The 9,131-nt window shown below is 39.3% G+C and carries 5 protein-coding genes; 2 read left to right on the forward strand and 3 right to left on the reverse strand.

All coding sequences use genetic code 11. From position 1 onward, the window contains the following. Window positions 1–153 precede the first annotated feature (153 nt). Window positions 154–747 carry a ribonuclease HII gene (locus tag WCS89_04615; GenBank protein MFA6554755.1) on the reverse strand — a complete coding sequence of 198 codons (594 nt, stop codon included), beginning with the start codon at window positions 745–747 and terminating at the stop codon, window positions 154–156. A gap of 158 nt (window positions 748–905) precedes the next feature. Here WCS89_04615 and dnaE point away from each other — a divergent pair, with 158 nt between their 5' ends. Beyond that, a complete protein-coding gene (dnaE, locus tag WCS89_04620) occupies window positions 906–4,103 on the forward strand; it encodes a DNA polymerase III subunit alpha (GenBank protein MFA6554756.1) in 3,198 nt (1,065 codons plus the stop codon). Between the two features lie 77 nt (window positions 4,104–4,180). On the opposite strand, the gene WCS89_04625 is transcribed toward dnaE, so the two are convergent. Further along, a complete protein-coding gene (locus WCS89_04625) occupies window positions 4,181–4,990 on the reverse strand; it encodes a hypothetical protein (GenBank protein ID MFA6554757.1) in 810 nt (269 codons plus the stop codon). Between the two features lie 727 nt (window positions 4,991–5,717). On the opposite strand from WCS89_04625, the gene thrS reads away from it, so the two are divergent. Beyond that, window positions 5,718–7,514, forward strand: coding sequence for a threonine--tRNA ligase (gene thrS / locus WCS89_04630; GenBank protein ID MFA6554758.1), 1,797 nt, complete (start codon window positions 5,718–5,720; stop codon window positions 7,512–7,514). A 110-nt stretch (window positions 7,515–7,624) separates the two neighbouring features. On the opposite strand, the gene WCS89_04635 is transcribed toward thrS, so the two are convergent. Next, window positions 7,625–8,692, reverse strand: coding sequence for a PKD domain-containing protein (locus tag WCS89_04635; protein ID MFA6554759.1), 1,068 nt, complete (start codon window positions 8,690–8,692; stop codon window positions 7,625–7,627). Between the last annotated feature and the right edge of the window lie 439 nt (window positions 8,693–9,131).

Here is a 9,131-nt window from a genome sequence, read left to right on the forward strand (position 1 = left end):
GTTTATCTCGACACGGTCAGCCCTGCTCGTATTAGGGAACGCCTCGCAGGGCTGCCTATTCTCACGACGCTATTCGTAGTTATAAAACTCGCAATCCAGCGTCGTTCCGAAATGTCTCGAAAACATGAACTCAAAGTTTTGTTCGCCGAGTTCTTAAAATCTCTTCAAGAAACTCTTCCTATGTTCCTTCAACATTCCATGCTTTTTTATAGCTCCATAATGTTTCCTTGTCCCATACCCCTTATGCTCACCAAATCCATATTGAGGATATTTCTTACCCAATTTCACCATTTTCCTATCACGCAAGACTTTGGCACATATAGAAGCCAGAGCAATCACAGTTTCTTTTTCATCACCTTTGATGATTGTTTTCTGATCTGTAAATTCAATAGGTGCCTTCAAACCACCGTCAAGTAGTGCTCGAGTCTCACTTGGTTTTATTTTATTTGATTTTGTCACCTTATCTAAAGAAGTTGAAAGTGCTTTTTTTATTGCCCAAGAAAGTCCTTTTATGTCTATTATTTTTTCACTTTGAAATGTAACGCAAAAATCTACGAAACCCTCTTTCTTCACTTTTTCAATTACAGCAAACCATTTCTCTCTTTGTTCTTCACTTAGTTGTTTTGATTCTTTTACACCACGAAACAATCTACCCGCCTTATTATCAAGAAATACAAAAGCCCCTACAGCTACAGACCCAGCTATAGGGCCACGACCAACCTCATCTATTCCAACCAAGTATTTCATAACCAAATGATGGCATTCAATTACAATTAATACAATATTTTCATTGGTTATATCCTGGATTCCCGGTCCATTCGACACGATTCTGCTGAATCGCCTTCGCGGGAATGACACATAATACAATAACTTTACTGCGTTACGAATTAAGCTATACTACTTTAATGAGTCGCTTCACCCACCTTCATACCCATTCCCACTATTCACTACTGACAGCCTTGCCAAAGCTTGATGATCTGGTTTCTGAAGCCAAAAAATGTGGTATGACCTCTCTAGCTATTACCGACAACGGCAATCTTTATGCCGCTATTGAATTTTACAAAACTTGTCAGAAAAAAGAGATAAAGCCAATCATTGGTGTAGATTTTTATGTTGCTGTCAGAACTCGCAAGGATATGCAAGCTGGCATAGATAATCGCCGTACTCGCCTAGTACTTCTCGCTATGAATGAAACTGGTTACAGAAACTTGGTCAAATTGGTTACGGATTCAAACCTTGAAGGTTTCTACTACAAACCTCGTATAGATAAAGAATTACTTGAAAAATATAACGAGGGTCTCATCGCTATTTCACCATCATTTTCTGGAGACATAGCTCAATCTTTGAAAAGTCGCAATCAGGATAAAGCCAAGGAGGTTGTTGAATTTTATAAAAAAGTTTTCGGAGACCGCCTTTTCATAGAAATAACTCATCATCCTGAGATTGACGGTCATGAGGAAAATATGAAAGTTTTATATGAATTTGCCAAGGAACAAAATATTCCAGTAATGGCTGCTCACGATGTTTATTATCTCCATCAAGAAGATCGTTTCGCCAGAGAAACATTACTTCGTGTAAATTCTCACAGTGATTCTTCAGAAAAAGTTTCTGACGGAGACGAAGATGATTTCTCTTTCATCTCCAGCGAACGTGCAGAGGAACTTTTCAAAGATATGCCTGAGGCTATAGAAAATACTGCCAAGATCGCCGAGATGTGCAACCTAGAACTCAAACTTGGAAACTGGGTATTCCCCGCTTTCAAAGTGGAAAGTGGAAGAACTCCTGATGACGAACTCCGCTATCTTGTGTACGAAGGTTTTGCAAAGAGAAATGTTCCTCAAACCGAAGAGCTCATCAAGCGTGCTGAATACGAATTAAAAATTATCAAAGATAAAGGTTACTCACCTTACTTTCTTGTGGTGGCAGACATGTTACGCTTCGCTCGCGAGAACGGCATCCTCTCCAACATCCGCGGATCCGTCTCTGGATCTCTAGTTACATTCTTGTCTGGTATTACAAATATCAACCCGATTGAATACGAAATCCCCTTTGAAAGATTCCTAAATCCAGATCGTCCTTCTGCTCCCGATATTGATATGGACTATGCCGACGATCGTCGAGACGAAGTTATTGACTATGTCCGTCGCAAATATGGTGCAGACAAAGTTGCTCAGATAGGAACCTTCGGAACAATGATGGCGCGCGGTTCTGTTCGCGATGTAGCTAGAGCCATGGGTTACTCTTACGATATCGGTGATCGTATTTCTAAATTGATACCTATGGGTTCACAAGGTTTTCCAATGACTATTGATCATGCTTTTGAACAAGTTCCTGAACTCAAAGAATTGTATAACAGCAATGAAGATACAAAAAAGATTATAGATATGGCCAGAAAGATTGAAGGCTGTGCTCGGCACATCGGAGTTCACGCTGCTGGAGTGGTCATATCACCTACAGCTCTCACCGACTTTACCGCATTACAATTTGATCCAAAAGGAGAAGGTAAGATCATCACTCAATACGACATGTATTCAATAGAAGAAGCTGGGTTACTCAAGTTTGACTTCTTGGGCTTAAAAAACTTGACCATCATCGCTGACGCTATCAATCGTATAGAAAAAATTGACGGTGTAAAAATAAGTGCTGACACAATACCAGTTGATGATAAGAAAACATTTGAAATGTTGGCTCGTGGCGAAACTGCCGATTTGTTCCAATTGAACGGTGACGGCATGACCAGATTCCTGAAAGAGCTCAAACCCTCTACTATTCACGATATAAACGCCATGGTGGCATTATATCGCCCAGGCCCTATCCAATTCATCCCTGACTACATAGCTCGCAAACACGACCCAAAACTGATCAAATACCTTGATCCTGCCCTAGAGAGGATTCTTCAGAAAACTTACGGCGTTCTCGTCTATCAAGATGACCTCCTCATCATGGCTCACGACTTGGCTGGATATAGTTGGATAGAAGTGGATAAATTCCGTAAAGCTGTCGGTAAAAAGATTCCGGAAGAAATGGCCAAACAAAAAGAAAAGTTTATTGAAGGTTGTATCAAGCACAGTAAGTGGTCAGAAAAGAAAGCCAAAGAAATCTGGAAATGGATTGAACCTTTTGCTGCTTACGGATTCAACAAAGCTCACTCTGTATCATATGGTCGCGTAGCCTATCTCACCGCATATCTCAAAGCCCACTTCCCTGAAATTTACCTTTCAGCTGTTCTAACATCTGAACAAGGTGAGACAGAAAAAGTAGCCGAAACTATTGCCGAATGTAAACGCATAGGTATTCCCGTCTTACCACCAGATGTAAATGAAAGTTTCAGTCAGTTTACGGTGGTTAAAGAACTGGAGGCTTCTGGCTCCCACTCTTATCGTATCCGTTTCGGACTAGTAACAATCAAAAACTTTGGACAAGGTATCTCTACAGCTATTATTGATGAGCGAAAGAAAAATGGTAAATTCAAATCTCTATCCAATTTCCTAGATCGCGTAAAAGATCGTAACTTAAATAAAAAATCTCTAGAATCACTCATCAAAGCCGGAGCAATGGATTGTTTTGGAGAAGATCGTGGAACTTTACTTGGCAACATTGACCTTTTACTTGATTACAACAAAGAAAATTCCGCTAATAATTCCGACCAAAATTCCCTCTTTGGAACAATGTCTGATCATGCCAGTGTACCAACTCTTCGCTTAAATAAAGTTCCTCCTGTAGAGATGCACGATCGACTGACTTGGGAAAAAGAACTTCTGGGACTTTATGTTTCTGGTCATCCACTAGAACGTTATCGAAGCATGATTGAGAAAAAAGAGATGAATATAAAAAAGGCTTTGGAAACTGCCAAAGAAGATTCGTTGGTTATCTTTGCTGCGATCATAAACGAAGTACGTCTTGTTCAAACAAAAAATAATGAAACCATGGCATTCATCACTCTTTCTGATTTTTCCGGCTCAGCTGAAGCCGTGGTCTTCCCTAGGACTTACAAAGAATTTCGCGAACTGATAGTTGTAGACAAATGTTTAGCAGTCAAAGCCAAAGTTAATACTAGAAATAATGAAAAAGGATTTATTCTTGATAGAGTAAAAGGGTTGTAAATCAAGGTCGGACCTTGATAAAGAAAAACGCATATCAGTAGAGCTGACATGCGCTTTTTTGTAACCAAAACGATTTCTTATGATTCCGGGATTGCACCGCGACAGAAATAAACACCAATCTCGTCAACCGACCTAGTGGCACAAACATCATATACGCCTATGCCCTTTGTATCCCATTCACCAACAACAACGATGCCACCATCAGAGAAACGCTCACGGGTTGAAGCATAAGTATCTTCCAATAAACGTTCTTGATTTACAATCAAACAAACCATCAGATTGTAGATTACCTCCACTGGTGTCGGACGGAAAAGCCTGTTCAATTTAAGATTGAGGCATTTACCGGTAACATCTCTCCAATGACCATCATTGAGAAGCTCTCGGAGATTTTCCCTACAAGCCTCAAACTCATCAACAGCCTTTTGGTACTCCCCAGGCAATTCCTGTCCATCATAGACTTCGTTCCTTAGATAATCAGCAATCGCCTGTGTCTGTTCAACATAGTCCTTGCCAACAGATCCAGGAATGACTTCCCTGCTAACCAATTTCCAACCAGCATACGGTGTACTTCCGGAAAAGAAATACTCCGGTTCGCAAAATCTGGAATTCTTCAGAAAGGTATCTCCTTCCAATTTATTACCGAGAGAATCGCGAATCTTATTCATAGTAAGCGGAAAACCATCACTGGCTTTGCTCACTTGAAAAATCAGATACTGACCCAATTTACAAGCTATTCTCATATCCTCTCTTGTAAACGGGATGCTGGGTGTGAATTTTGGAATCATTACACCACCAATCTTTGCAACCTCCCTAGGTCCAAAGATATCAATATCAGAACCGGAAGAATTACTTATATGTAAACAGCTTGGTTTTTCCATCGTTTTCATAATTTTTCCTTCTATACATTGTTTTTAGTTTTCAATTATCAATTGCCCTGCTGGGCTTTTATTCTTTCTATTCATAGTTTTACCACTTATGTTATAAGCCAGTCAAGTGTTTACTTTTTATAATTTAACTCTGTTTCGATTAAAAAACAAAACCGCTATAAAGCGGTCTTGTTTTCCATATCATGTTTGGTATCAATTGATAGGACTTGTCATTGGTACAATGATAACAAAATTATGAATAATTTGTCAACCACAAACTTCATTTTACTTAGCCGGTTAGGGGAATCGGACCCCTGTGATATGGAATGACAAGTCCAATCACGTTACCAAACAACCGGCTCAACACAACTATATCAAAACAAGTTAAAATCCTGATTAAGAAAGATTAAAGAAACAATGAAGAAAAGCCCTTTACATCTTCCCCCTATTTTTGTATCATTATCATGCTACTATAATTGTCGAGTCGGTCAATAAACCAAGGAGTGTAGGAAGTCGCGGTGTCTACCAAACGCCGATGGAAAAATCCATGTACACCGAAAAAAACTGTGTTGTACCACATCTAGGTGTACCCAATCCACAATGAAGTAGGAATGGAGGCCCTTGCCAATAGGCAAGAGCAAAGTCCGGTGGAACCGCGATCTTCATCGCCCGGGCAACGCAATTCTTCGCGTTGCCTGGGCATTTCTTTTTTAAAAAATCATTAGTAAATTTATTAAAATAAAATTATATGGACCAAAATAACAAGGAACAACTAGAACATGTTCGCCACACTCTCGCTCATCTCTTGGCTTCGGCGGTATTAGAGATATACCCCGATGCAAAACCAACCATTGGTCCAGCTGTAGACAACGGATTCTATTACGACTTTGAATTTTCAAAACCTATCGTTGCTGAAGATTTGAAAGATATAGAAAAAAAGATGAGAAAAACTCTTCCTTCTTGGAAAGAAATAAAAGGTCAAGAAATCTCAGCTGATGATGCTCGTAAATTATTCAAAGACAATCCATACAAATTAGAACTCATTGAAGAGATTGTCTCCAAAAACGAACCTATAACCGTTTACACTGCCGGCTCCACTTCTCCAACTCCCAACTCCCAACTCCCAACTTCTTCCTTCACCGACCTCTGTCGTGGTGGTCATTCAGAAAATCCAGCCAAAGAGATCGCTTCCGACTCATTCAAACTAAATCGTATCGCCGGTGCTTATTGGCGTGGCAGTGAGAAAAATAAAATGCTCACACGTATTTACGGTTTATCTTTCAATACGAAACAAGAACTAGACGAATACGAAACAATGGTCAAAGAAGCTGAAAAAAGAGATCACCGCAAACTAGGTAAAGAAATGGATATCTTTGAATTTGACGATGATGTAGGACCTGGACTCCCTCTCTGGCTTCCAAATGGCGGAGCAATGATAGAGGCTTTGGAAGCACTAGCCAAAGAGACTGAATTTAAGATGAATTATGTTCGAGTCAGAACTCCTCATATAGCAAAGGATTCAATGTATATAAGAAGTGGTCACTTACCATATTACGAAGAGAGTATGTTCCCTCCTATGGAATATGAAGGTGGAAAATATTATATGAAGGCCATGAATTGCCCTCATCATCACAAAATCTTCGGTTCAAGGATGAGAAGTTATCGAGAATTACCTCTACGTTTGGCAGAATACGGAACATGTTATCGCCACGAAAAAAGTGGTGAACTCTTTGGTCTCATGCGTGTACGAACAATGCAAATGAACGATGCACATATTTATTGCACCGAAGAACAATTTGCTAGTGAATTCCGAGCAGTGAACGACATGTATATCAAATACTTCCAGATCTTTGGTGTAAAAAAATACATCATGCGTTTTTCAACTCACGATCCAAAAAGACTCGGTGAAAAATTCGTCAATGAACCTGAGCTATGGAAAAAGACGGAAGATATGGTACGCAAAGTGCTGGTTGATTCTAATATTCCATTTATAGAAGTACCGAACGAGGCCGCTTTCTATGGACCAAAGATTGACGTGCAAGTCTGGAGTGCTATCGGTCGTGAATTCACTCTAGCAACCAATCAAGTAGACTTCGCCGTACCAAAACGTTTTGACCTTGTATATACAGACAAAGATGGCACTGCCAAGACACCTCTTTGTATTCACCGTGCTCCACTCGGTACTCACGAACGCTTCATCGGCTTCCTTATAGAGCACTACGGTGGCAATTTCCCTCTTTGGTTGGCTCCGATCCAAGTCAAAGTTATTCCTGTTGCTGAAGCTCACCTTGAAACAGCAAAGAAAATGAATGACATGTTGCGCAATGAAATGGTTCGTTCAGAAGTAGATATGTCCAATGACGGCTTTGGTAAAAAGATCAGAAATGCCAAGACTTCAAAAATTCCTTACTTTATTATCATCGGCGACAAAGATATGACTGCAAATAAAGTGACTTTAGAAAGTCGTGATCATGGTCAAATCGGTCAACTAGATGCTGAGGAAGTTTTGAAAAAGATTGTAGAAGAAATTAAAGAGAGAAAATAATTAGAAAATATCTCAGACACGTAAAAAGCCCCGAAGGGCTTTTTACTTATACATTTTATTTGGATTGCACCCGCCTGCCTCTTACCTCCTACCTCTTAACTCCCTGTTCCTTAAATCTTCTTCCTATTGAACAAGAGATAAAATACAGTGAAGAACAAGATAAGGATAATAATGATAGCTACCCAACCCCAAGGAACATTTTCCAATGAGAATAGAGAAGCGGCAGACAAGTTGGAATTGACGACTGGAGCTGGAGTAACAACAGCTGTTGTTACAGGAGCCACTTTCTTTACTACAGCTTTGTAAGGTGCAGCAATAGCAAGTGAATTACTACATGCCTTTGTTCCTGTGCGACCATCAGCTGAAGTTACAGTGACGATAGCATTCTTGGAACCGGATGTAGAATAATACTTGATAATTGAACTTCCTGAACCTGTAAGGTTATCAGAACCAGACCAAGAATAAGTATAAGGGGCGACTCCGCCAGTGACCTCAGCATTCCAATTTATAGGCTGATTAATCTTGGCATTTGTAGGATCAGCGTAACAACCAATATCAAGAGTGTTTGAATACATTCCTACTTGGTATGTTTGCTGATATACAGGTTGATAATTTGTTTGATAATAATTCTGACCAATAGAAACTGGAGCAGAACAACTTTGTGTTACAGACTGACCGTTTGAGTAAACTGTTACTGAAGCGTATTTCAAACCAGAGTTTGAATAATTATAATAAATATCTTTACTTGAACCATAAAGTCCATCTGTACCTGACCAACTATAAGTGTAATATCCATTACCTCCTGAAGGATAAGCTGACCAACTAACTGAAGCCGAATAATTATTGTTTGAATTATAGACTTGATTTACTCTACAAGAGACTGACAAATTGTTATAGACAGGCTGTTGAATAATAACAGGCTGTTGTACGACCACTGGTTGCTGAACATAGATAGGTTGTGGTTGTACATAAACTGGTTGCTGTACGTATACAGGCTGTTGAATAACTATTGGAGATGAACGGTAATAACCGTATTCATTACCGAAATAGGGAGTACCAAATGGGTTACCATAACTATAATTTGCACTAGCATTTACCGGCATAACCAAGATAGCGCCAAAAATGAACACTATCGTCAGTGTCGCGAAAAGATACTTTGAATTGATTGATTTTGTCATACTATTGGCGCATTTGTTCTCATTTAATGGCTGATTAAAGCCATATTTAAAGAGCATGCACGGTTAAACTTCTAATACCCAGTATTGTATACTAGTTATTCCAAAAAGTCAAGGGGTTGAATTAAACCTCGCTAAAAAATCTTCATCGTTTCTTCATAACTTTTTTATTGTTTCTTTAACCTTTCTTAATCAAGATTTTAATTCGTTCTGATATCCTTCCAAATGTGGAGGGTGCAATCCTTCCAAGGGTGTAGTATGGCTACAATATTCTCATCTTACCAGTGAGATATTAGGGGTTCGATTCCCACCCCGGGCACCATGATACGTACCCCATTTAGTAGACACTAACTTAAGTGTTTACTGCTTTCTTTTGTTAGAATTAATCATTAACAAAAGAACATGAGAACAATATTTACAAGCGAACAAATTGCAGAATTAA

The organism is Candidatus Paceibacterota bacterium (genome assembly GCA_041666915.1).
Classification (GTDB): Bacteria; Patescibacteriota; Minisyncoccia; order Phycocordibacterales; family PALSA-1337; genus C7867-002.